The following is a 21,844-nucleotide window of genomic DNA, read 5'->3' as shown; positions in this document are numbered from 1 at the left end:
CATGCAAACCAATCCACTCGATGGCCTGCACGATATAATAGCGCCAAGCCAAGTTAGTTGGTGGCCACTCGCCCCTGCTTGGTGGGTTATTATTACCCTGTTGTTTATAGCACTGTGTGCAGCTGCTTTTTGGTTTTACAAAAATTATAAATTTAAAAAGCCTAAGCGCTACGCAATCGATTTAAGCCACAACGAGCAAAGCGCGCAAACACTTCATATTATTTTAAAGCGCCTAGTAATAGAGTATTACGATAAACGCCTAGCAACGCAATCAACAGCTAACTGGTGTAACACACTTAATACCTTAACCGGTTTAAGCTTTACCGAGCATGAGCTTTTAAGCCTGTATAATGCGCAGCAAACCAATGACGCGCTTAACGAAAAATTACGCCAAGGCATAAAGCAATTTAAACTAAAGGAGCCAGTACATGTTTGAATTTAGCTGGCCATGGTTGTTTTTATTACTACCTCTGCCCTTATTACTTTTATTATTAAAACCTGCTGCCAGTAACGCACATACCCGGTTACGTATTCCAAGCTTTGCCAAACATAACTTAGCCAGCCAAAGCCTTGAAAAAAGCGCACGTAGACTAACTATTTTTGAATGGCTACTTTGGCTATTACTGGTCACTGCTGCAGCCAACCCGACATGGTTAGACGACCCCATTTCATTACCTAATGAAGGGCGCGATATAATGCTTGCGGTCGATTTATCTGGCTCAATGACCGAACAAGACATGGCTTACAACGGCCAATATGTTGACCGCCTCACTATGGTAAAGGCGGTATTGAGTGACTTTATAGAGCAGCGCCAAGGTGACAGGTTAGGCCTGATATTATTTGGCGACACCGCATTTTTACAAACGCCACTGACTCGCGATGTCAAAACCGTAAGTAAAATGCTCAGCGAGTCTCAAATAGGCTTAGTTGGGCGTGCCACTGCTATTGGCGATGCGCTAGGTTTATCGGTAAAGCGTTTTGCCAACAAAGATAAAAGTAACCGTATTGTGGTGCTATTAACCGATGGCCAAAACACCGCAGGTAATTTAAAACCTGAAGATGCCCTACTCCTTGCCCGCGAGGAAGGCATAAAAGTATATACCATAGGTGTTGGCTCAGATAACCCCCGTGGATTTAGCCTATTTAATATGGGTGGTATGAGTGGGGGCAGCTTAGATGAAAGCTTGTTAAAAGACATTGCCGAACAAACCGGTGGGTTATATTTTAGAGCCAAAGATGTAGCTGGCCTTCAGCAAATTTACGCAGAGCTTGATAAATTAGAGCCAATTAGCGCAGATGAGCAAACATTTCGCCCGCAAAGCTCATTGTTTTACTACCCACTACTTATTGCTATTTTACTCATTAGTTTAAAAGTAATGTTAAGCACCTTACGTGCATTAAAGGAGCCTAACTAATGGACTTTACATTTATTCGTCCCGCTGTTTTGTGGCTTTTAATACCTGCACTTGCGTTGTTTTTTATAGCCTTTATTAAGCATAAAAAACAAAGCGCAGATAACCTAATTGCCCCTCATTTGGCGCCGTTTATTATGAACGAGTCAAACACTAAAGCCAGCCAACCACTTTGGCTGGTCGCTGTATTTTGCTGTTTAGCTATTATTTTTAGTGCAGGCCCTAGCTTTGAAGAAAAACAGGTTCCTGTATTTCAAAGTAAAAGTGCCCGTGTGATTGTAATGGATATGTCGTACTCAATGTACAGTACCGATATAGCACCAAATCGTTTAATGCAATCACGCTTTAAAGCACTCGATATGATTGAGCTATTTAAAGAAGGCGACACCGCTTTAGTTGCCTATGCCGGTAGTGCATTTACTATCTCGCCACTTACAAACGATGCCACTACGCTTACTAATTTAATTCCGAGTTTAAGCCCAGACATTATGCCCGACAAAGGCTCTAATGTTTTAGCTGGCCTTGATATGGCAAAAGAGCTTTTAACGCAAGCAGGCTATATTGATGGCGATATAATATTAGTCACCGATGGCATAGACCAAGAAGAGCAAAGCGATATTACTAGCTTTACCAGTAATTCTTCTTATCGGCTAAATATTTATGGCGTAGGCACAGAGCAAGGCGCACCAATAAAATTACCTGAAGGCGGTTTTTTAAAAGACAGCTACGGTCAAATAGTCATCCCCACCATTAACATAAGCCGCTTAAAAAGCCTAGCGACGCGCAGTGGTGGAAAGTTTGCCCTTTACCAACCAAGCAGCAGTGACATAGCCACTTTTGCACCAAGTGCCAACAGTGAGTTATTAAAAGATGAAAAACAAAGCCATGCCCTGTGGCGCATAGACGCAGGTATATATGGGTTACTTATTTTACTGCCCTTAGGCCTTTATTTATTTAGAAGTGCAGCATTTGTAGGGGCCTTTTTAGTACTCAGCGTTTTGCCAACCCAACAGGCAAGTGCATTAGAGCTCCCCTCTTTTTTAAAAAACACTGATCAGCAAGCGCTAGATGCTTATAAAAATAAAGATTTTGAACGGGCCGCCAATGCCGACTCAAGCAGCTTAAAAGGGTCTGCGTTGTACCAACAAGGTAATTTTGATGCCGCACTAGAAGCCTTTAGTAAAGATAAATCAGCCACTGGTTTTTATAACTATGCCAACGCGCTTGCCAAATCAGGACAGCTAGAACAAGCCATAGATGCTTACAAACAAGCACAAACGCTACAACCTAACTTTAGCGAAGCTGCTGATAACCAAGCTTTGGTTGAGCAGTTGCTCGAGCAACAACAGCAGCAACAGCAGCAACAGCAGCAAGAGGGTGATTCGCAAGATAACCAGCAACAATCTGATCAAAGTGAGCAACAAAACAATCAGCAATCAGATCAAAGCCAACAAGGTGAAAATAGCGATTCTCAATCAGAGCAAAGTCAAGGCGAGCAATCACAAGATCAGCAAGGTGAGCCAAGTGATGAGTCTGACACTGAGCAAGACCAACAAAGTGCTGAGTCGGGTTCACAATCAGATAAACAAAATGAGCCAGAACTAGAAACTCAGCCACAAGCTAATCAAGAGCAAAAACAGCCTGAGCAAACAAACGAAGAACAAGCTGAAAATACTCAGCCGCAAACAGCGCAGCAGCAAACGTTAACAGATGAGCAAAAGCAAAACGCTCAACAACAAGCCGCGCAAGCACAAGCGAGTGAGCTCACCAACGAAGAGAAAGAAAAAGCCCAGCAGCTTAACCAGTTATTAAGAAAAGTACCGGACGATCCGGCAATTTTATTACGGAATAAAATGCAATTAGAAGCCCAAAAAAGACAATATCAACGTCGCCCTACAGGAGTAGAAAAATCATGGTAATGCGATTATTTTGCTGTTTATTGCTATTAAGTGCGATGCCATCATGGGCCGCCACCAAATTAGAGGCAAGTGTAGATAAAAACCCAGTCCTTGCTGGCGAATTTTTTATGCTTAACATTTCAGTTGACGACACAATAAAAAGCGAGCAACCCGACACCTCGGTGTTACTTAAAGACTTTGTGGTTGGGCCAACAAGTTTAAGTACGCGCACCAACATTATAAATGGCAGCATTAACAAGCAAACAACCTGGTCTGTTAAGTTAATGACCCGTAATGAAGGTGAATACACCATTCCGGCTTTTAACGTCGCCGGTTTAAGCTCGCAGCCAATAAAATTAAAAGTGGCAAAACGCGCTGCCGATGCTGATAAAAATAACGATATTTTTTTAAAAACATCGCTCTCAAGTGACTCGTTGTTTGTTCAAGAAGCTGGCGTATATACGATTAAACTCTACCTAGCAAAAGAGCTGCTTGATGGCAGCCTAAGTACGCCCAGTATGCAAGATGCACAGCTTACTCAATTAGGTAAACAAACCGAAAGCTATGAGCTTGTAGATGGTAAACGTTATTTAGTGATCACCCGAGAATACTTACTACAACCGCAAAAAAGTGGTGTATACACTATTGTTGGCCCTACGTTTCAAGGCCGTGTACAGCAAAATTACCGCCAATTAGAGGTGTCGGCTTTAGGGGATGATCAGCAACTTGAGATAAAACCTATTCCGGCAAACTATAAAGGCGCATGGCTACCCAGTGAGTTAGTTAATATTGATGAGCAGTGGCAGCCTGATGAAAATACAGTAGAAGTTGGCACGCCTATTACACGCACTATTACCTTAACCGCGTTAGGGGTTACTAAAGAGCAACTGCCCGAAATTGATATGAAAACCATTGCGGGGATTCGCAGTTACCCCGATGATGTAGAAACAAACAATGCCGTAAGAAACGGACGGGTTGTATCTCAGCAAACAGCGTCATTTGCGTTATTACCACAAAAAGCGGGCACTTATACCCTCCCAGAAATAACACTGCCTTGGTATAACACCAAAATAAACCGCATTAGTTACGCTACATTGCCTGAGCGCACTATAACGGTAACTCCTAGCGCCAATGCTATAAACCCAGGTGCTATTGCAAACGACAACCTTAATACAGGTGAGCCAACTTTGCCTGCTAACAAAGTAAGTAATACACAGCAGCCCAATACAACAATAGCCGCGCCGCAAAATGTTATTCCGCTTTGGTTAATTATTATTGCCGTGCTTGGGTATATTTTTTGGATAATCACTGCAATTTTTTATTGGTTAAGCCGTTCTACTAATAATGAGCAAAAAAATAACAGTGTATCTGTAAATAAAGCCCAACCGCTTTCATTAAACGCGCTTAAAAATGCAGCTGAATCAAATAATCTCAATGCATTTTATAGCGAACTAAATGAGGTAGCGATTAAGCTTACGGGCAAAAAGGTGGCTGCGATAGATACGTTAATACACAACATCAATAATGATGAACTGGCGACGCAGGTTAACCGTTTACAGTCAGCTCTTTATGCAAATAGCAGTGCAGATGTCGATCTTAATGCTATTATTAACATAATTGAGCAGCACCAAGTTCAACGTACAAAGTCGCAACAATCTGTATTAAAAGACCTTTATTAACTAGTTTGATAAATTTAGGTCTTTTCATGCATTAAATAATAAATTTTAATTAAAAAAGTACTTATGCTTGGAAAGAAAAAATCAAATAATCAGGTCTTAGTTGATATGGCAGAGAAACAAAAGCGCTATGAAGCCTTGGTCCATGTATATAATAAGGAGCTTTATCGCTTTGCTTATTGGTTATGCCGTGACCCACATATTGCAGATGACCTAGTACAAGAAACGTTTTTACGTGCTTGGCGCTCGCTTGACTCATTATTGGATCAAAAAGCCGCCAAGCCTTGGCTGCTGACTATTTTGCGCAGAGAAAATGCACGTCGCTTTGAGCGCAAGCAGTTTGACTACAGCGATGTAGAAAACGATACACTTGTCGATGAAACCAGCCATTCGTTAGATGATGAAATGGAGCAAACGGTTATCCAACGCCAAATTGCGCTACTATCTGATGAATACAGAGAACCCTTACTTCTGCAAGTTGTTATGGGGTGCTCTGGTGAAGAAATAGCAGAGATTCTCGATTTAAATAAAAACACGGTTATGACTCGTTTGTACCGTGCCAGAAACCAACTTAAAGAGGCTTTAAGCCGTGATGATGAACAACTTAAAGGGGCATCAAAATAATGGATGAACTTGAGTTTCGTCGACGCACTATTGCGCAGCCAAACGATTTAGATAAGGAGCTTTTAGAGTTTGCTAAAGAGAGCTCTGAGCGACAAAACTTTATAAGCGATATGAAAGACTTTGATAAACAAATTCAAGATGCGTTAGATGTGCCTGTGCCTGACAACCTTGCTGAGCGTATTCTTTTAAACACCTCGTTAAAAGAAAAAGCAATGCAAGAAGAGCAAGCAACTGGGGATAACGTTGTAGATGCACGCTCACGTTTTAAGTTTGACCGTGTTCACTTAGCCCTAGCCGCGTCTTTTTTTGTAGCTATTGGCGCATTCTTTTTTAGCACAGAGCAACACATTGCTCATGAAGCAGGCGAACATGCTTTAACCCATGTTTACCATGAAATTACCGCCCTTGAAAAAACCAATGCTATTAGCCTACAAAGCGTTAACGATAAGCTTGCACTGCTTGGCGCTCATATAGAAGAGCTGCCAGGTAAAATTACTTATGCGATGTTTTGCGACTTTAAAGGTGAAAAAGGTCTGCACTTAATTTTTGAGTCGGACTTTGGCCCAATGACGGTCTTTATTGTTCCTTCTGAGAATAAGTCGTTTGGGTATGGCGAAGATGATTTTCATGATGCGCGCTTTGCTGGTCATATTAATCGAGGCGACAAAGCCGATACTATTTTAGTGGCTAATTCCGGCGCGCCAATTAATGTGTACAACGAGCGGGTTACCAATGCCATTCGCTGGCTGTAACTAGCGCTTAACGACTAAAAACCGCTGAGTAACACTGAGCGGTTTTTTTGTGCCTATTCAGCGCTCATTTTTCATCCAAAACAATTGATTTTAAATGTAATTATTAATTTTTACTGAAAAGTTAATTATACTCACCGCTCAGTTTAACTTAGGGAATTACATGAAGAACATCATCGTTATATTTTCATTACTTGCACTACTGTGTACAGCAAGTTTTGATGCACACGCACGCAAAAAGTTTGGTAGTAGTAAACGCGGTACAACCCCAGCAACACAACAAACCACACAAAAGCAAAAAGCCGATACCACAGCACCTGCAGCTAAGACAAAAAGCAGTAAAAAAGGCATTATGGCCGGCGTATTAGGCGGATTGTTAGCCGGCGGTTTAATTGCCGCTATGCTAGGAGATAACTTTGAGGGCATGCAGCTATTAGAAATTATTTTATTAGCAGGCGTTGCCTTTATTTTGTTTAAACTTATTACGGGGTTTATGCGCGCTCGCCACTCCCCGCAATTAGCCGATACTCACGCTACGGGGCACTCTGCTTTTAAGCAAGCAGCCCCAGAGCAACCTACCAGCAGTGGTTTTACCCAGCAAAGCGCACACACTGAGCAAGTACCTTTCAATTTACCCCCTAATTTTGACGTAAATGGCTTTTTACAAGGCGCGCGTAGCCACTATCACACTATGCAAACTGCGTGGAATAATGCAGATTACGCCACGATGGCTGAGTATTTAAGCCCATCGTTAGCTCAAGAGTTTAAAACTGAGCGCGAAGCGATTGAACGGGTAGCGACTGAGGTGATGTTTATTGATGCCGAGCTTGTGCGCGCTGAAACAACAGCAAATTCGTGGCAAGTAAGTGTGCAATTTAAAGGCAAATACCGCGACTTAGACGATAAAAAAGAAGAGCCTATTTTAGAGATTTGGCACCTTCAGCGTGCTACCACCTCCGATGCACCGTGGCTGATTGTAGGCGTAGAAGACTTAATCGATAGCGAATAGTGCTGTAATTATAGTTATACCAATTCGCTTAATTAAGTGATCTACTTTGAGAGTAGATAAACGTGTTGATAGCTCTGCAAAAAAATCGCTATTTAGGTGTTCTAAATGAGAGCTTTTTAACGCAGGTAGCGACACGTTTAGCCCCGCAAAATAATTAAGTATTATTGCGGATTGGTATTAGCTAATTGGTATAAATAACAGCTAAAAAAACCGCCCAGCCTAAAGTTTAGGCTGGGCGGTTTTTTATTACTGCTAAGTAAAAGCGTTATTTACAAACGTCAGCAACGGCGTTTGCGAAATACTCAATGTTAGTATCACTAATACCCGCTACATTTACGCGGCTAGAACCAACAATGTAAATACCGTATTCTTTTTGTAGGCGCGCAATTTGCTCTTTATTAATACCTAAGAAAGAAAACATACCGTGTTGACGTTCAATAAACGAAAAGTCTTGCTCTATCTCTTTTGCTGCTAAGCTTTCTTTAATTAAGCTACGTAAACCATTAATACGATTACGCATTTCATCAAGCTCACTGTGCCACATTTGTGTAAGCTCTGTGCTGCTTAAAATAGTGTTTACAATGTCAGCACCGTGCGCTGGAGGCATTGAGTAAATACTACGAACAACGCTTAATAGCACTGAATTTGAAATATCAGCGGTTGCAGTGTCTTTTGCAATAATTGAACACGCACCAATACGCTCACGGTATAAACCAAAGTTTTTAGAACATGATGAACAAATAATTAGCTCTTCTACTGCATCAGCTAAAATGCGCAGTCCACGTGCATCTTCTTCAAGTGACGAGCCAAAGCCTTGGTAAGCAATATCAATAAGTGGTGTAAAGCCAACTTCTTTTGCAAGCTGAGCAACTGTGTTCCACTGTGTCTCGTTTAAGTCCATACCACTTGGGTTATGACAACAAGCATGAAGTAGCACAATATCCCCTTTTGGTACTTGCTTAAGGGTGTTTATCATGTCGTCGAACAATAAATCTTTGTTTTCGTAATCGTAGTACGGGTATTCTTTAACGTTTAAGCCCGCAGCTTCAAACAAGCTAATGTGGTTTGCCCATGTTGGCGTAGTTACCCACACTGTTGCGTCTTTATTGCAACGCTTAACAAATTCAGCGGCAACGCGAAGTGCACCTGTACCACCTGGTGCTTGTGCAGTACGTACGCGGTTTGCTAAAAGTGCTTGGTGCTCACCTAGTAATAGGTTTTCCATTTTTTGACAGTAGTCTAAGTTACCCGCTAAACCAATGTAAGATTTGCTTGTTTCGTTTTCTAAACGAAATGCTTCAGCTTTTTTTACCGCTTTTAATACCGGTGTGTTGCCTTGCTCATCTTTATAGACACCTACACCTAAATCAATCTTGTTAGGGTTTGTATCTTGTTTATAGGCTGCCATAAGGCCAAGAATAGGATCTGTTGGTAATGGTTTTAATTCTGAGAACATTAGCTATCTCTTATCATTAATTAGGGGTTGGCTGTTGTAGTAAGCTTAACATAAAAGCTTACCTTCTTGGCTAGTGATATTTACACTAGAAAGTGAGGAATTTTAATGCAGCACGCAACTAATACAGCCAGTGTACGGCTATCAAAAAAGTCGTTACTAAATGCCTCTGCATCTATAATACCGACGCATTCATGTTGCTCATTAAATAAGGGTAAACAGGTTTCAGCTTTCACTTTAGGGTCGCACGTATAGTACTCGCCACCTTGTGCTAAATAGTTTTCTACGTTGTTAATTACACGCCCGCGCTTAGACAATGCAACTTGTACATTATTGCTGCCTGCTGCAAATGCTTCAGTAAGAGGAAACAGTGGACGGCTTGGCGCACCTTGATACGCAAGCTTTAATAATTGCGGACCCTCAGCAGTGTCAACCGCTTGATAAATACCATACCAATCGACCTGTGTTTGCTGCTCTATGTAATTAACTATATTTTGTAGGTTTGCTAGTTTTTGCTCGTTTTGTGAAGTCGCGCTCACGTGATCAGTAAGTTTAAATGGCTCATCTTGTAAATAACCAAACAAACTACACGCACCGCCTTCACCGAGTTCAGGAATTTGATACTCCCAACGTACAGACGGCAGCGCGCTTGCAGCAATATACTGTTCTAGCTGCTCTAGCTCTTTGGCAATTAATTGTGGGTCTATATTTAATTGCGCAATATCAAGGTAAGAAGAAATCATTTGGCCATCCATACATCTAAAATTTTCTAGATAATAACATGGAAATTTTTTCTGAGCTATAGCAACTTGTAACACATTTCGACTTGGTTACCACTTGCGTTATACGTGACTTTTTCTGCCACTTCTTCGAGTAACGATAAGCCACGGCCAAACTCTGCGTTGAGTTCGGTACGTGTAGAGGAGTCACTTGAGAACCCCCTACCCGAGTCACAAATAATAAAGTACAAGCACAAGGTATCTGGGCAATAACGCATATCAATAATAATCATCGCCTCTTTCATTTTACTCAGTGCTTGCTCTCTTAATTCATAGTATTTAAAAAAGCCATCGTCTTGTTTTTTTATGTCTGAATCAAGGCCTAACACACCATGATCAAGTGCATTGTTATACGCCTCAGAAAGCAATAAAAATATATTTGAGCGATGCGACCTAAGCCCCTCAACACTGCTTAATACATTAACAACATCATACACAGGGTCTGTGCATTTAATTTGCTGCGCGTTCAAGCTAAGTGAAAAGTTAAATGCCAAATTAGAATACGCCTCTTTGGCCTCTGGCTCTGGGGTTAGCGGCAAACAATTAAGCAGCACTAAGCTTAAGTCGTCTAATTGCTCACTGCCATTGGCAAAGGTATTTACATTATCTATAACACGCTGACTGCTGATCATCGGCTTGCTTTTAAGTGCTGCTAAAAAGCGCTGCTCACCATAAAAAATATCGGCGTCGTTGTTAGTTTCTATTATGCCATCGGTTGAAAGCACTAAGCGGGTGTTTTTATCAACTTCTAAATTAATTAGCTCATATTCAAATTCATCACGGTCTAAAATCCCCAGTGCCATGTGTTGCGACTCAAGCGTTTGCTTTACTTCACCATCGGTATTTATTAAGTACGCATCTGGTAAGCCACCAAGCCATGCTGAAATACTTTTGCCCGAGGCACTGAGTTCAATAATAGTCGCCGCGCAGAACATGTGCTCTGGCAGTAAATTATGCAGTAATATATTGATCTCAGAGGCGATATCGTTAACAGCCATGCCTTTTTGCACCATAGTGTAAAACACCCGTGATGCAGGTAATGCTCCAATCGCGGCCGCTAACCCATGCCCGGTAAAATCACCCAACATGCAATATAAATTGCCTATTGGGCTTTGCGCGACTAAAAACATGTCACCGTTAAACATAGAAGCAGGAGAAAGGCTAAAGTCTAAATGGTCTTTAAACTTATCTTGGTTTTCGAGCGAGTTATTAAAAATGTGCTCAATTATTTCGTGCTCGCGCTCTATTTGATTGCGATGATACTCAAGTAAGGTGTTTTGTTGATGGGCTTTTTTACTTAATTCGCGTGTACGACTGTGCGCTTTAATTTTTGCGTTTAAAATTACTTTTTCAAACGGCTTTTGAATAAAGTCATCCCCGCCTACTTCTAAACAACGCTCAAAGCTGCTTTGATCTTCAAGCGAAGTAATAAAAATAATGGGTAGATAAACGTCGTTGTATCGCTGCTTTATCAGCTTTGCAGCTTCAAAGCCATCCATTACCGGCATAAGTACATCGAGTAGAACAATATCAATTGCTTCTTTTTCTAACACCTCAAGTGCTTCTAGGCCGTTAAACGCAATTGATATTTTATAGTTTTCTTCGAGCAGCATTTTTTCGAGCAGGATGCGATTAAGCGCCTGATCGTCAACAATAAGTACGTGGGTCATTAGTTAATATCAAACTTCTTATCAAAACGTGATATTTGCAGTATTTTTTTAAGCTGAGGCTGACAATTACTGATCTCTATTGTTTGTACCTGGCTTTCAATGGTTTTTTTCATGTTAAGCAACATACCAAGAGCAGAGCTATCCATGTAGTCGGTCTCTCTTAAATCGATAATCACTTTATTTGTTTTAGGCTCAATTTGGGCATAGGCTTGGCGAAATGATTGCACTAAATTAAAGTCAAATTTGCCTTTAATTTGTATCGTTAAAGTACTTTCATCAACCGATAAACTCTTTGTTAAACTCATTATAAACTCCAATAATATTTCCTTTGACCTAAATATAACCTGTTAAAAGTATTTAGCAAAAATAAAAACACTCGCCAGCAAATTTGTTATTATTTAATACATCAATAAAAACGTTTATTTAGGTAAATTATGAGTGATAACCGCTTAGTATATTCAACCGATATGGGCCGAATTAGCCAGCCAAAGGTTGAGCAAGAACCCACTGCAAAACTATTTAAAGATGGCTTTATCCGCATAGAGCGCCAAACTAAGGGCCGAAAAGGTAAAGGTGTGATGTTGGTTGTGGGTATAGATCCAAAAGCGCACGAGCTAAAAAAGCTAGCTAAAACCATAAAAAGTAAAATGGGCCAAGGTGGCGCGGTAAAAGAAGGTATTATTGAAGTTCAAGGCGATGATCGCGAAAAATTAAAAGGGATTTTAGAAACCCTTAAATTTAAAGTAAAAATTGCGGGTGGCTAAACCCGCAACCTTTTATTTGCTACTAACAATGTTAGACGTATCGTTTAATTTTTTGTATAACGCTGGCAGGTCGCTCTCAGCAATCGGTTTGCTAAAATAAAACCCTTGCACAATATAACAATTATTATTTTGCAAAAACTCTACTTGTTCAATCGTTTCAACCCCTTCTGCAACTACGTCTAATTTAAGCTTTTGCGCCATGGCTATAATAGCGGCGGTAATTTCCATGTCATTAGAATCTGCAGGGATATCTTTTACAAACGAGCGGTCAATTTTTAATATGTCGACCGGGAATCGTTTTAAGTAACTTAGCGACGAATAGCCAGTACCAAAATCATCAATCGATATTGAAATACCCAGTGCTTTTAGTTCGTGTAACTGCGTAATGGCAGCTTCAACATTGCCCATTAGCATACTTTCGGTAAGCTCCAAGTGTAACCGCTTAGCACTTACCCCTGTTTGTTTAATAATACTGCTGAGCATGGGCACTAAATTAGCGTCTTTAAACTGACGTGCCGATAAATTAATAGATACGTTGTTATCTCGTCCATCTTGCGCTAAACGCACGGCAAACTCGCACGATTGCTGTAGTACCCACTCACCGAGTTCAACAATAAGCCCTGTTGCCTCAGCAATAGGAATAAACTTGGTCGGCGATATAAGCCCTTCTACTGGGTGGAACCAGCGTAGTAGCGCTTCATAGCCTACAACGTGCTGAGTTAATGAGTTTATTTGCGGCTGATAATAAACCTCAAACTGTTTTTCTTTAATCGCATGGCGTAATTCGTTTTCAATGAACAGCCTTTCATTGGCAGCCGCGTTAAGCTCTTGGCTATAAAAGTGGTAAGTATTACGCCCTTTTGCTTTTGCCTCATACATTGCTAAATCAGCATGTTTTAAAAGCTGATCTTCTTCTAGGCTATCGTAAGGGGCCATTGTAATACCAATACTAGCGCTGACTATTACTTCGTTATTGCCAAGCTTTATAGGCACATTAAGTGTTTTTTGAATAGTATTTGCGACATCACTGGCATGCTCTTGGCTTTCAATACCACTGAGTAATACAGCAAATTCGTCGCCCCCTAGGCGGGCAATTGTATCTTCGGCGCGTAAGCGTGCTTTAAGGCGGTTAGCAACTTCAATTAGTAGTTGATCGCCTGCATCGTGGCCTAACGTATCGTTAATGCGTTTAAATTCATCTAAATCAAAGTAAAAAAGTGCAAACGCATAATGGCCGCGCTCAGCCAAAGCCATTGATTTACGCAGCTGCATTCTAAAAAATGTTCGGTTTGCTAAGCCCGTTAACGTGTCAAAGTACGCAAGCTGCTCCATTTTGCGCTGGCTTTCTTTAACAAACGAAATATCTTGTGCGGAGGCTACATAACTGGTGATCTCACCGCCGTCTTCGCGAATAGGAGAAACACTTAACGATACCCAAATAGGCTGTTTATCATTGCCCTGAATCAAGGTATCACCACGCCAGTAGTTTCTACTGCGAAGGTCGATATTGATATCTTCAACCAAAATGGCCATCTCAGATGCGATAATATTCAACAGCGGCGCGCGGTTAAAGTGGCTCTCTGGGTAGCCTGTCATCTCCAGCATTTTGGGATTAACGTATTCTATAACAAAGTTTTCATCGGTGATCACCACACCGGTTCCTGAGAAGGCAACGGCTTTAGAGAGCCTATTAGCGGCTTTCTCGGCAATTTCTTTTTCTGTAATTCGCTGGTTTAACCCATCTATAAGCTTACGAATTTCTACGGTCATATCTCTAAATGAGCCGTTTAGCGTGCCTATTTCGTCTTTGTTCTCTGGCGGGAATTCGGTTAGTAATTGCCCTTTACCAAAGCCAGTAACTGCATGTACTAATGTGTGAATTCTGCGAAGCACTAGCTGATACAGCGCTTGGTGTAACAATAAGGCAACCAAGACCGCATAAAGCACAAACAAGCCAAAAAACTTCAGTTTTAAATCTTGCAGAGCAGAGAGCGTTGATGAGCGCTTTTTATAAACCCCAATATACCAGTCTAGTTTATCAATTTTACGAATATTAATAATGTGTGCTTCATCGTTTTGTACAAACGAATTAGCATACTCTGGTAATTTCATAGTAATTGCTTCATTTATAATGGCTTGCAATTGCGGATTAACAAATTCGTTTGTTGTTATTGTTTTATCTTTGCTGCCATAACTTGCTTGTAGCGCCGGGTTAAGACTCGGGTGCGCAAGCAGCTGGCCTTTTTTATCAAATACCAGTAAATGTTTTTCTTTATCGCCCACAGGTAAAAATGAAATCAACGTGTTTAAATCTATATCGCTGCCGGTCACCCCTAAAAATTCATTATCAACATACAAAGGGACAAGCAAACTAATAACCCATTTATGCCATACTTTATCGTAATAAACCTTAGACCAAACAGGTTCTCTGCTAGGGTTTAAATCACTTTGTACATACTTAAATGTTGCACCATTAGAGCCTCTGAGTTCAGCCGGTGCGTTTAACGCCCAATTGGGGGGCGAGACACGGATGAAATCGTCTTTGGTGATCATATAAAAATTAAAAAAGTCGTGAATTAAGGTTGGTGAAATGACTTTCCATAACGACTCTGAGTTATTAAATAAACGCTTATAAAAAGGAGAATAATGCTGCTGAGGAAGAAATGCGGCTGAAAGGCCGTCGCTCGATGCACTGCGTATAGTGCCGTCGCTATTAAATTGTAACTGGGTTTTGTTAGATAAATTGATTGCTGAGCTATCACTAAATAGCTGCTCTGACACAACATTATTAGCCTGTTTGGCAACGGCTGATTTTGTTTTGATTAGTGCGTCAAATTGCCTGATAAGTAATTCGGTGGAGCTTTTAAGTACTTCATGCTCTTCGAAAACTAATTGTTTTTCTTCAGATTTAAGCATCAGCGCGGCAGCGCACACACCGGCAATTAAACAAATTGCAGATATAAGCAACGACAGCTTTACACTTAAAGAATTTAGTCCAAAACGCGATGGAGGGCGTCTATACACCACAGGCCAACCTTACTATTTTAGTTGTTGTTATTTTTAGCTAATACCTGAAATATACCAGATCCCTATTCATATTTATAAACTATTTGTAAATTTTATCTAAATGTTAGCTAGGAGCTGATAATTATTCATTATGTCTATTTAAACTGGCTTGCTTGTTGACTTTGCTAGTAACACCTCATACATTAACAGCATGAAAATTATCTTATCTTGCACTTTTTTTTCTTTTTTTAGCTTCTTTATATAAAAGAGGCTGAACTGTTTGTGAGATAAAATCAATCGAATAGCAAAGCCTCCCACTTGGGAGGCTTTTTTGTTTTAGTTGCACTAAGCAACTTATTTTTGGAATGAGGAAACCAAAATGACCAACGATGTTTTAAACGCGCTCAGACACGATATTAACGAAATAGACTCCGATCTATTGGTGTTATTAGCTAAGCGCCGCCGTATTAGCCATGGTGTTGTTGAGTATAAAATTGCGAATAACAAACCAATTCGTGATGAAGCGCGCGAACTAGCCTTACTCGAAAAGCTGATTGGTTATGGCAAGTCGCTTGGTCTAGATGCGTATTATGTAAATAACGTTTTTCAAACCATTTTGGAAGACTCTGTGCTGCATCAACAGGCCATGCTGCAAAAAAGCTTAAACCCCGATGCGTTAAGCGAAACACATCGCGTTACATACTTAGGCGGGCAAGGCTCGTACAGTCAGCTAGCGTGTCATAAATACTTTAGCCGCCGCCCTGGTAAGTTAGTCGAAATTGGCTGTACCTCGTTTGATGAAATTACGGGCAAAGTAGAAAATGGCCAAGCAGATTTTGGTTTGCTGCCTATAGAAAACACCAGCTCGGGCAGTATTAACGAAGTATTTGATTTATTACAACATGCTCAAGTATCAATTGTAGGTGAAGTTACACACAGTGTAGAGCACTGCTTACTTGCCACCCCAGATACTGAATTAAGCCAATTAACTAAAATTTATGCCCATCCTCAGCCATTTGCTCAATGTAGTCGCTTTTTACAAGGCCTCGGTGATTTACAACATGAAACCTGTGATTCAACCTCAAGTGCTCTACAATCAGCTTTAAATACGCCAAATAGTGCGGCCATTGGCTCAGCGCAGGCAGGTAAAAACGTTGGTCTTGAAGTGATTAAATCAAACCTTGCGAATCAAAGTGAAAACCACAGCCGCTTTATCGTGGTGGCGCGCAAACCTCTGCAGGTATCTAAACAAATACCGACTAAAACCAGCCTTATTATGGCCACTAAACAACAAGCAGGTTCATTGGCTGATGCGCTAATGGTGTTTAAGCAACATCAAATAAACTTAGTTAAACTAGAGTCTCGTCCTGTACCGGGTAACCCGTGGGAAGAAGTGTTTTATGTGGACTTAGAAGCAAACCTTGCCGATAGCCAAGTACAACATGCCTTAGAGGAGCTAAAAGAGCATACTCAATATGTGCGCGTTTTAGGCTGTTATCAAAGTGAGTCTTTACAAGCTGTGAGTGTAAATACCTAACCTAACACGCAAATACTAAAAAGGGCCTAAGTAGGCCCTTTTTTAATCGCTCATTTAAAATGCTTTCAACGTATAGCTTAAGTAACTACACATTTTTAACCCTTTTAATCTAATACCTTGGCGTCATTTGCTTTATTTAGCAGGCTACGGCTTTGCGTTAAAAAGTGCGCGGTAGAGTCTGAAAAATACGCTTTAGCATCAGCAAATGCATCGATGAGTGCGCCTTTATCTCCCGCTTTTAGCTTTTCAAGAGTTTGTGCAAAGGTCTCTTGGTATTGCGCTAATAAACTCTCAACATTATCAAACTGGGCCAACATTATATCTGAGTATAGCTCAGGAGATTGTGCAAATAAGCGCCCTACCATCATCAACTCTAACTGATAAATAGGAGACGAGCAGCTTCTTAGTTCCTCAAGCGTATGGCTTTGCTTTGCTAAAAACTGCCCATAAACAAAGGTCGTTAAGTGGCGCATTACTTGTATTATTTGCATTGCTTCATCATGCTTTTTAGCATCTAGCTCAACAAGTTGGCAACCCCATACTTGCAACTGCTGCAGTAAGCCTTTTGCAGCATCATGCGCTCGGCCTTCACACACAACAACGGTTTGTTTAACCCAGTGAGAAATATCAGGGCCAAACATAGGGTGCAGGCCAACAACGGGCCCAGAGTGCGCCGCCTTTAATGCCTTAATGGGTGATTGCTTAACTGAGGTAATATCAACAAGCAAACAGTCATCATCAAGTTTAGGTAGCTTAGCAACAACGGCCTCAAGTGCATTGATAGGCACACTGATCATCACTAATTTTGCGCCAGCTAAAATGGCTTTAGCATCGTTTTGCTGATCTTTATCTAAAATCTTAACTTCATAACCTGAACGAATAAACTGCTGAGCAAATAACTGGCCCATTGCCCCTTGCCCACCTACAATTACAATAGGTGATAAATCAGGAGCTGCACAGGCAAGTTTAGCTTGTTGGTTTTGATAGGCTTCGCGCATCATGCGCCTTAATATGTCTTCAACAAGTTCAGGGCTGACTCCTTGTTTAATCGCTTCATCACGACGAGCAGCGAGCAAAGCAGCTTCTCTTTCAGGGGCATGCAGGGGGGCGCCATTTTGCTGCTTAATAGCACCAATTTTTTGGGTTATTGCATTTCGCTTTGCAAGTAAAGCAACTAATTGCGCATCGCACTCATCTATGCCATCTCGTAATTGTGATAAATCACTTAATTCAGCCACGTTTCTCATTCCACCTATAAACAACTCATTTCGTAAATATATATTTACATTTAAGTAAACTAATCAATACGTTAAATACTAACAGGATCAAGTATGGGTTAAAAGGCTAATGTAGCAACGCGAGTGAAGATTACTTAATACAGAGGAATGCTTTTGTGAAGAGGTAGTATGTTATTTAATGCTTAAAAACCAAAACGGGTTGCAACCGTGAGGCTGCAACCCGTTTTCTTTGCGTTGATAAACAGCGCGTATTAGTTAAGTTTTTCTCTAATACGTGCAGATTTACCAGAACGCTCACGTAGGTAGTAAAGCTTAGCACGACGAACCGCACCGCGACGCTTAACTGTTACGCTATCAATAAGAGGGCTGTGCGTTTGGAATACACGCTCAACACCTTCACCGCTCGAAATTTTACGAACTGTGAATGCTGAGTGAAGACCACGATTACGCTTAGCGATTACAACACCTTCAAAGGCCTGTAGACGCTCTTTGTTACCTTCTTTTACACGTACCTGTACAACTACTGTATCACCAGCGCCGAATGCTGGTACGTCTGTTTTAAGCTGCTCTTCTTCAAGCGCTTTAATAATATTTTGGTTTACTTTTGCCATTATGTTTCTCACTTTCCTAGGTGTAACTGTCTTCTAGCCACAAGCTTTTTGGTACTCTTGCTGAAATTGTGCGAGTAATACCGCTTGCTCCTCAGTCAGAGCTAGGTTATGCAACAAGTCAGGACGTCGTAGCCAAGTTCTGCCTAATGACTGCTTAAGCCGCCATTTTGCTATCTCTTGGTGGTTTCCACTGAGTAGTACAGCAGGCACCTGTTTGTCGTCCAATGTTTCTGGCCGTGTATAGTGAGGACAATCTAGCAAGCCATCCGAAAATGAGTCTTGCTCTGCTGACTGGTTATGACCTAACACGCCTGGCACTAATCGCGCTACTGCATCAATTAATGTCATGGCAGGTAATTCACCACCACTCAAAATAAAATCACCAATTGACCATTCTTCGTCAACGTATGACTCTATTATTCTCTCGTCTATACCTTCATAGCGACCGGCAATCAAAATCAGCTTTTCAGAGTTTGCGAGTTCGCTAGCCCCTTGCTGATCTAATTTGCGCCCTTGCGGGGACATATAAATTACTTTTGCGCCATCACCTGCCGCTTTTTTAGCGTCAAGAATGGCTTGTTTTAATGGTTCAACCATCATTAACATACCTGGGCCGCCCCCATAAGGACGGTCATCTACGGTTCTGTGCTTATCTAAAGCATAGTCACGTGGATTCCAGCAGTTAAAGTCAATTAAGCCATTTTTCACTGCGCGACCAGTGACACCTTGGTGTGTAATAGCATCAAACATGTCTGGGAAAAGGCTTATCACCCCTACCCATAATGAACTAGTTTGAGTCATTAAAACCCAGGATCCCAGTCTACGGTAATTTCTCTCGCTTCGTATTTAACTTCTTTAATTACTGAATCAGTTAAAAAAGGAATCAAACGCTCAGCTTGACCAAATGCATCTTTACTGTTTGCCTTAACAACCAGTACGTCATTTGATCCTGTCTCCATCAGGTCATCAACAGTGCCTAAATTGTAACCTTTATCAGTTACAACCGACATGCCAATGAGATCTCGCCAATAAAACTCGCCTTGCGGGAGTTCTGGTAATTGCGCTGAATCAACAGATATTTCTGCATGGGTATAAGCCATTGCTTCGTCTCTGTCGTTTACTTGCGCAATTTTAGCGATAAAGCCTTTGTTGTGGCGACGCCAGTCGACCACTTCTAAGGTCTGCCATTTACCTTGTTGCCCTATCAACCACGGGCTGAAATCGAAGATCCCTTGGGGATCATCAGTAAATGAATGTACCTTAAGCCAGCCCTTTATACCATATGGGGCACCGAGCTTTCCTACGACAATAATTGATGAGGTGTTCTCTTGACTCATGGTTACACTTACGCCTATTAAGCCGCTTTACGAGCGTCTTTAACTAACTTAGCTACACGATCAGAAAGACCTGCGCCCTGACCTACCCAGTGATCAACACGAGGTAAATCTAAACGAAGTTTTTCTTCTTGACCTGAAGCAATTGGGTTAAAGAAACCAATTTTCTCGATGAAGCGACCGTCACGCGAGAAACGGCTATCCGCAACCACAATTTGATAGAAAGGGCGTTTTTTAGCGCCACCACGTTGCAAACGAATAGTTACCATACCGTCCTCTAAATAGATTGACTGTTTTCATTAATAAGATTTACTCCCCAGTATGGGGAGCTGGGGAATTGTACGAGTTTTTAGCAACAATGCAAGTAAGAAGTGAAGCAAAAAGCCACTTTAGTAGGTTAAACTGTGATCTGAGCCACAATTAATAGATTATCATGCACCACGCGCATAATTTATTCAACAAAAAAGGGCCTATTAGCCCTTTTGTTATACATTATATAGCGGCTATTTAAGCGCTACATTAAAATTTAGGGCCACCGCCACCCATCATTCCAGGTGGTAACATGCCTTTCATGCCGCGCATCATTTTTTGCATGCCGCCTTTACCTTTCATTTTTTTCATCATTTTTTGCATTTGCGTAAACTGTTTTAGCAGTTTATTTATCTCTTGTACCTGTGTGCCAGAGCCTGCGGCTATACGCTTTTTACGAGAGCCTTTAATAATCTCAGGACGCGCGCGCTCTTGTTTGGTCATAGAGCTGATGATTGCTTCCATTTGAATGAAGGTTTTGTCACCCATTTGGCCTTTTACAGCATCGGGTAAGTTTTGCATACCAGGCAGCTTATCTAGCATCGACATCACGCCACCCATATTTTTCATTTGCTTTAATTGCTCTGCAAAATCATCAAGGGTAAAGCCGTTGCCTTTAAATACTTTTTCAGCGACCTTAGCTGCTTTTTCCTTATCGACTTTCATTTCGACTTCTTCGATTAATGAAAGTACATCCCCCATGCCTAAAATACGCGATGCGATACGATCGGGATGGAACGGCTCTAGTGCATCTGTACGCTCACCCACACCCATAAATTTAATTGGCTTGCCGGTAATATGACGAATAGATAAAGCAGCACCACCGCGTGCATCACCATCTGTTTTAGTTAAAATAACACCGGTTAAAGGTAGCGCTTCATCAAATGCTTTAGCGGTATTCGCCGCATCTTGACCCGTCATTGCATCAACCACAAATAATGTTTCGATTGGGTTGATTGCTTTATGAAGGTCTTTTATTTCGCCCATCATTTCGTTATCTACGTGCAAACGGCCGGCGGTATCGACTAAAACAACGTCTATAAATTTCTTTTTAGCATGAGAAATAGCAGCGGTGGCGATATCTACTGGCTTTTGCGAAATATCACTTGGGAAAAAATCCACGTCAACTTCGCTGGCAAGTGTTTCAAGCTGTTTAATAGCCGCCGGACGGTATACATCGGCACTAACAACTAGCACTGACTTTTTCTTACGCTCTTTTAAAAACTTAGCAAGCTTACCAACACTGGTTGTTTTACCCGCACCTTGTAAACCAGCCATCATAACAACGGCTGGNTGGCGGCTGTGCATTTAGGCTAAGCTCTTCGTTGGCTTCACCCATCGCTTTTTCAAGCTCTTCGCGCACTATTTTTATAAATACTTGGCCAGGGCTTAAGCTTTTAGTTACTTCAACACCTACGGCACGTTCTTTAACTTGCTTTACAAACTCGCGAACAACAGGCAGCGCAACGTCAGCTTCTAAAAACGCCATACGTACTTCACGTAGCGTGTCTTTAATGTTGTCTTCTGTTAAACGGCCGCGGCCACTAATATTTTTTAAGGTTTTACCTAATCGTTCTTGGAGGTTCTCAAACATGTAACGGTTCCGATAAGACGTTTATATTGACCCAATAAGCTCACGCTTATTTGCATTTTACTTATTAGATGGGAGCAATAGTATTAAATTTCAATTAAAAACAGTATACCGTAAATGATGGCGCACAATACAGTATTGAAGCACAGCTTATTGAGTTTCTTTTTTTAGGTCTATGCAATTG

The 21,844-nt window shown here is 41.2% G+C and carries 19 protein-coding genes and 1 pseudogene; 9 read left to right on the top strand and 11 right to left on the bottom strand.

Features of this window, described 5'->3' with window-relative positions; translation table 11 throughout:
* Nucleotide 1 precedes the first annotated feature (1 nt).
* From L650_RS0113785 to L650_RS0113755, 7 genes are all read left to right on the top strand, one after another.
* Complete coding sequence (locus L650_RS0113785) at nucleotides 2–436, top strand: DUF4381 domain-containing protein (RefSeq protein WP_029773479.1); 435 nt, start codon at nucleotides 2–4, stop codon at nucleotides 434–436.
* The gene (locus L650_RS0113780) at nucleotides 429–1,415 is read left to right on the top strand and encodes a vWA domain-containing protein (protein ID WP_029773478.1); all 987 of its coding nucleotides are present in this window, start codon (nucleotides 429–431) and stop codon (nucleotides 1,413–1,415) included. The genes L650_RS0113785 and L650_RS0113780 overlap by 8 nt, the downstream gene beginning before the upstream one ends.
* Nucleotides 1,415–3,331 (top strand): vWA domain-containing protein, encoded by a 1,917-nt coding sequence (locus L650_RS0113775; protein WP_029773477.1) that lies wholly within the window; start codon nucleotides 1,415–1,417, stop codon nucleotides 3,329–3,331. Before L650_RS0113780 ends, L650_RS0113775 begins: the two co-directional genes overlap by 1 nt.
* Nucleotides 3,325–4,989, top strand: a complete 1,665-nt coding sequence (locus L650_RS0113770) for a BatD family protein (protein ID WP_029773476.1) — start codon at nucleotides 3,325–3,327, stop codon at nucleotides 4,987–4,989. Before L650_RS0113775 ends, L650_RS0113770 begins: the two co-directional genes overlap by 7 nt.
* 63 nt (nucleotides 4,990–5,052) lie before the next feature.
* Nucleotides 5,053–5,610 carry a sigma-70 family RNA polymerase sigma factor gene (locus L650_RS0113765; RefSeq protein WP_039972214.1) on the top strand — a complete coding sequence of 186 codons (558 nt, stop codon included), beginning with the start codon at nucleotides 5,053–5,055 and terminating at the stop codon, nucleotides 5,608–5,610.
* Nucleotides 5,610–6,362: a DUF3379 family protein gene (locus tag L650_RS0113760; RefSeq protein ID WP_029773475.1), complete on the top strand. Its 753-nt coding sequence runs from the start codon at nucleotides 5,610–5,612 to the stop codon at nucleotides 6,360–6,362. The genes L650_RS0113765 and L650_RS0113760 overlap by 1 nt, the downstream gene beginning before the upstream one ends.
* Nucleotides 6,363–6,522: 160 nt before the next feature.
* Complete coding sequence (locus L650_RS0113755) at nucleotides 6,523–7,368, top strand: Tim44 domain-containing protein (protein WP_029773474.1); 846 nt, start codon at nucleotides 6,523–6,525, stop codon at nucleotides 7,366–7,368.
* 265 nt (nucleotides 7,369–7,633) lie between these two features.
* On the opposite strand, the gene L650_RS0113745 is transcribed toward L650_RS0113755, so the two are convergent.
* The 4 genes from L650_RS0113745 to L650_RS0113730 all read right to left on the bottom strand — a co-directional run bounded on the left by L650_RS0113745 (nucleotide 7,634) and on the right by L650_RS0113730 (nucleotide 11,575).
* Nucleotides 7,634–8,824 carry an amino acid aminotransferase gene (locus L650_RS0113745; RefSeq protein ID WP_004587316.1) on the bottom strand — a complete coding sequence of 397 codons (1,191 nt, stop codon included), beginning with the start codon at nucleotides 8,822–8,824 and terminating at the stop codon, nucleotides 7,634–7,636.
* A gap of 80 nt (nucleotides 8,825–8,904) precedes the next feature.
* Nucleotides 8,905–9,564, bottom strand: a complete 660-nt coding sequence (locus L650_RS0113740) for a GAF domain-containing protein (protein WP_029773473.1) — start codon at nucleotides 9,562–9,564, stop codon at nucleotides 8,905–8,907.
* A gap of 56 nt (nucleotides 9,565–9,620) precedes the next feature.
* Nucleotides 9,621–11,270, bottom strand: a complete 1,650-nt coding sequence (locus L650_RS0113735; RefSeq protein ID WP_029773472.1) for a fused response regulator/phosphatase — start codon at nucleotides 11,268–11,270, stop codon at nucleotides 9,621–9,623.
* Complete coding sequence (locus L650_RS0113730) at nucleotides 11,270–11,575, bottom strand: STAS domain-containing protein (RefSeq protein ID WP_004587319.1); 306 nt, start codon at nucleotides 11,573–11,575, stop codon at nucleotides 11,270–11,272. The genes L650_RS0113735 and L650_RS0113730 overlap by 1 nt, the downstream gene beginning before the upstream one ends.
* A 129-nt stretch (nucleotides 11,576–11,704) precedes the next feature.
* Here L650_RS0113730 and L650_RS0113725 point away from each other — a divergent pair, with 129 nt between their 5' ends.
* The gene (locus L650_RS0113725; protein WP_029773471.1) at nucleotides 11,705–12,034 is read left to right on the top strand and encodes a translation initiation factor SUI1; all 330 of its coding nucleotides are present in this window, start codon (nucleotides 11,705–11,707) and stop codon (nucleotides 12,032–12,034) included.
* A gap of 12 nt (nucleotides 12,035–12,046) precedes the next feature.
* On the opposite strand, the gene L650_RS0113720 is transcribed toward L650_RS0113725, so the two are convergent.
* Nucleotides 12,047–15,061 (bottom strand): EAL domain-containing protein, encoded by a 3,015-nt coding sequence (locus L650_RS0113720; protein ID WP_029773470.1) that lies wholly within the window; start codon nucleotides 15,059–15,061, stop codon nucleotides 12,047–12,049.
* 358 nt (nucleotides 15,062–15,419) lie between these two features.
* Here L650_RS0113720 and L650_RS0113710 point away from each other — a divergent pair, with 358 nt between their 5' ends.
* Nucleotides 15,420–16,577: a chorismate mutase gene (locus L650_RS0113710; protein ID WP_029773469.1), complete on the top strand. Its 1,158-nt coding sequence runs from the start codon at nucleotides 15,420–15,422 to the stop codon at nucleotides 16,575–16,577.
* Between the two features lie 104 nt (nucleotides 16,578–16,681).
* Here the strand turns inward: L650_RS0113710 and tyrA are convergent, their stop codons facing one another.
* The 6 genes and pseudogenes from tyrA to ffh all read right to left on the bottom strand — a co-directional run bounded on the left by tyrA (nucleotide 16,682) and on the right by ffh (nucleotide 21,663).
* Nucleotides 16,682–17,815, bottom strand: coding sequence for a bifunctional chorismate mutase/prephenate dehydrogenase (tyrA, locus tag L650_RS0113705; RefSeq protein WP_029773468.1), 1,134 nt, complete (start codon nucleotides 17,813–17,815; stop codon nucleotides 16,682–16,684).
* A 251-nt stretch (nucleotides 17,816–18,066) separates the two neighbouring features.
* The gene (rplS, locus tag L650_RS0113700) at nucleotides 18,067–18,426 is read right to left on the bottom strand and encodes a 50S ribosomal protein L19 (RefSeq protein WP_004587324.1); all 360 of its coding nucleotides are present in this window, start codon (nucleotides 18,424–18,426) and stop codon (nucleotides 18,067–18,069) included.
* Nucleotides 18,427–18,459: 33 nt separating this feature from the next.
* Nucleotides 18,460–19,227 carry a tRNA (guanosine(37)-N1)-methyltransferase TrmD gene (trmD, locus tag L650_RS0113695; protein WP_004587325.1) on the bottom strand — a complete coding sequence of 256 codons (768 nt, stop codon included), beginning with the start codon at nucleotides 19,225–19,227 and terminating at the stop codon, nucleotides 18,460–18,462.
* Nucleotides 19,227–19,763, bottom strand: a complete 537-nt coding sequence (rimM, locus tag L650_RS0113690) for a ribosome maturation factor RimM (RefSeq protein WP_004587326.1) — start codon at nucleotides 19,761–19,763, stop codon at nucleotides 19,227–19,229. The genes trmD and rimM overlap by 1 nt, the downstream gene beginning before the upstream one ends.
* Nucleotides 19,764–19,780: 17 nt before the next feature.
* Nucleotides 19,781–20,029 carry a 30S ribosomal protein S16 gene (gene rpsP / locus L650_RS0113685; protein ID WP_004587327.1) on the bottom strand — a complete coding sequence of 83 codons (249 nt, stop codon included), beginning with the start codon at nucleotides 20,027–20,029 and terminating at the stop codon, nucleotides 19,781–19,783.
* A 250-nt stretch (nucleotides 20,030–20,279) separates the two neighbouring features.
* Nucleotides 20,280–21,663 (bottom strand): annotated as a pseudogene (gene ffh, locus L650_RS0113680) (signal recognition particle protein).
* Nucleotides 21,664–21,844 lie beyond the last annotated feature (181 nt).

The organism is Pseudoalteromonas sp. TB51, assembly GCF_000498055.1.
Taxonomy (GTDB): domain Bacteria; phylum Pseudomonadota; class Gammaproteobacteria; order Enterobacterales; family Alteromonadaceae; genus Pseudoalteromonas; species Pseudoalteromonas atlantica.
Note: the sequence above shows the minus strand (reverse complement) of the source record. Positions and strands in the feature narration are given on the sequence as shown.